Origin of the sequence: Methylibium sp. T29 (assembly GCF_000576205.1) — a bacterium.
Classification (GTDB): Bacteria; Pseudomonadota; Gammaproteobacteria; order Burkholderiales; family Burkholderiaceae_C; genus Methylibium; species Methylibium petroleiphilum.
On the sequence record NZ_AZND01000414.1, the window covers coordinates 1 to 1,994 of the forward strand.

Here is a 1,994-nt window from a genome sequence, read left to right on the forward strand (position 1 = left end):
CGCCGCCGGCCCGCGCGCCGGCGCCGGTGCCTGCCGCGCCGCCGGTCATGCTGACCGAGGTCATCCGCGAGGTGCCGGTGGCCGGCCCCGGCACGATGGTCATCGACCGGCCGCTGCGTTCGGGCCAGCAGGTCTACGCCAAGGGTTGCGACCTGGTGGTGCTGGCGGCGGTGAACGTCGGCGCCGAGGTCATCGCCGATGGCCACATCCATGTCTACGGGCCGCTGCGCGGCCGGGCGATCGCCGGCGCCCGCGGCAACGCCGACGCCCGCATCTTCGCCACCTGCATGGAGCCGCAGCTGGTCTCCATCGCGGGCACCTACCGCACCACCGAAACCCCCTTGCCTGCCGAGGTGCTGGGCAAGCCGGCCCAGGTGAGGCTGCAAGGCGACAAGCTCCTGCTCGAGGCCCTGAAGGCCTGACGAGCGTTCCATCTACTGAAAGGATCTGCTACCGATGGCCAGAATCATCGTCGTGACCTCCGGCAAGGGAGGCGTGGGCAAGACGACCACCAGCGCCAGCTTCGCATCCGGCCTGGCGCTGCAGGGCCACAAGACGGCCGTGATCGACTTCGACGTCGGCCTGCGCAACCTCGACCTGATCATGGGCTGCGAGCGCCGCGTGGTGTACGACCTCATCAACGTCATCCACAACGAAGCCAACCTGAACCAGGCGCTGATCAAGGACAAGCAGAGCGACAACCTGTTCGTGCTCGCCGCGTCGCAGACCCGCGACAAGGAAGCGCTGACCAAGGACGGCGTGGAGCGCGTGCTGAAGGACCTGGCGGACATGGGTTTCGAGTACATCGTCTGCGACTCGCCGGCCGGCATCGAGACCGGTGCGCTGATGGCGATGCACTTCGCCGACGAGGCGATCATCGTCACCAACCCCGAGGTCTCGTCGGTGCGCGACTCCGACCGCATCCTCGGCATGCTGTCGTCGAAGACCAAGCGGGCGATCGAGGGCAAGGAGCCGATCAAGGAGCACCTGCTGATCACGCGCTACAACCCCAACCGCGTGGTGGGCGGGCAGATGCTCTCGCTGGAGGACATCCAGGAGATCCTGCGCATCGACCTGATCGGCGTGATCCCCGAGTCCGAGACGGTGCTCGACGCGTCCAACCAGGGCGTGCCCGCGATCTACATGCGCGGCACACCGGTGTCAGAAGCGTACAAGGACGTGGTGCGCCGCTTCCGCGGCGAGAACCCGCCGATGCGCTTCGTCGAGGCCGATCGGCCGGGTTTCTTCAAGCGCGTGTTCGGAGGGAGGTGAACCCATGTCCCTGCTTTCCTTCCTGCTCGGAGAAAAGAAGAAGACCGCCAGCGTCGCCAAGGAGCGGCTGCAGATCATCCTGGCCCACGAACGCAGCGGGCGCGGCGGCAGCCGGCCCGACTACCTCGAGGCCCTGCAGCGCGAACTGGTGGCGGTGATCTCGAAGTACGTGTCGATCAAGCCCGAGGACATCAAGGTCCACCTGCAGAAGCAGGACAACCTTGAGGTCCTCGAAGTCAAGCTCGAGCTGCCCGAAGCCGCACGCGGCTGAACCGGGGGCCGCCGCCGCGGGCGGCGGCTACTTCACGTACATCACGCGCATCCCGAGCAGCTTGCCCTCGGGCCGGTCCAGCACGTGGATCGTGGTCTGGCGCGGCTTGAAGCCCTCGGGCATCGGCACGCTGCCGCGCAGGCTCTCGTGGCTGCCCACCGAGATCGCGACCGGCTTCAGGCTGACCGTGGTCTCGGTGCCGCGCGCGGTCTCGCCGGCGACGATGAACTGCATCACGCCGGCGAGCGGCTTGCCGGCCGTGGCGCGGTCGCGGGTCAGGATCACGTCGTAGGCCAGTGCCGAGCCGTCGACGGTGAATCGCCCGGCACGCACCTCCACCGTGCCGCCGCGCGGGTCGGGCGGCAGCGAGGCCACCACCGCGGCCACGTCCTTGCGCAGGCGCTCGGCGGTGTCGCGGCTGGCACCCAGCTCGTCGGCCAGCCCCTTCTTG

At 68.7% G+C, this 1,994-nt stretch carries 3 protein-coding genes and 1 pseudogene; 3 read left to right on the forward strand and 1 reads right to left on the reverse strand.

Annotation, left to right across the window (positions count from 1 at the left end):
- The 3 genes from minC to minE form a co-directional block, all read left to right on the forward strand.
- The coding region (gene minC / locus x551_RS21565; protein WP_036235523.1) for a septum site-determining protein MinC at positions 1 to 422 on the forward strand (422 nt) is incomplete at its 5' end.
- 34 nt (positions 423 to 456) lie between these two features.
- The gene (gene minD, locus x551_RS21570; protein WP_036235525.1) at positions 457 to 1,272 is read left to right on the forward strand and encodes a septum site-determining protein MinD; all 816 of its coding nucleotides are present in this window, start codon (positions 457 to 459) and stop codon (positions 1,270 to 1,272) included.
- 4 nt (positions 1,273 to 1,276) lie between these two features.
- A complete protein-coding gene (gene minE, locus x551_RS21575; RefSeq protein WP_011830917.1) occupies positions 1,277 to 1,543 on the forward strand; it encodes a cell division topological specificity factor MinE in 267 nt (88 codons plus the stop codon).
- 27 nt (positions 1,544 to 1,570) lie between these two features.
- Here minE and x551_RS21580 read toward each other — a convergent pair.
- Positions 1,571 to 1,994: pseudogene (locus x551_RS21580) on the reverse strand (hypothetical protein); the annotation flags it as partial.

Bases quoted from the DNA above. Each gene is read 5' to 3' on its own strand.
- minD (WP_036235525.1), top strand. From the start codon at position 457: ATGGCCAGAATCATCGTCGTGACCTCCGGCAAGGGAGGCGTGGGCAAG.
- minE (WP_011830917.1), top strand. From the start codon at position 1,277: ATGTCCCTGCTTTCCTTCCTGCTCGGAGAAAAGAAGAAGACCGCCAGC.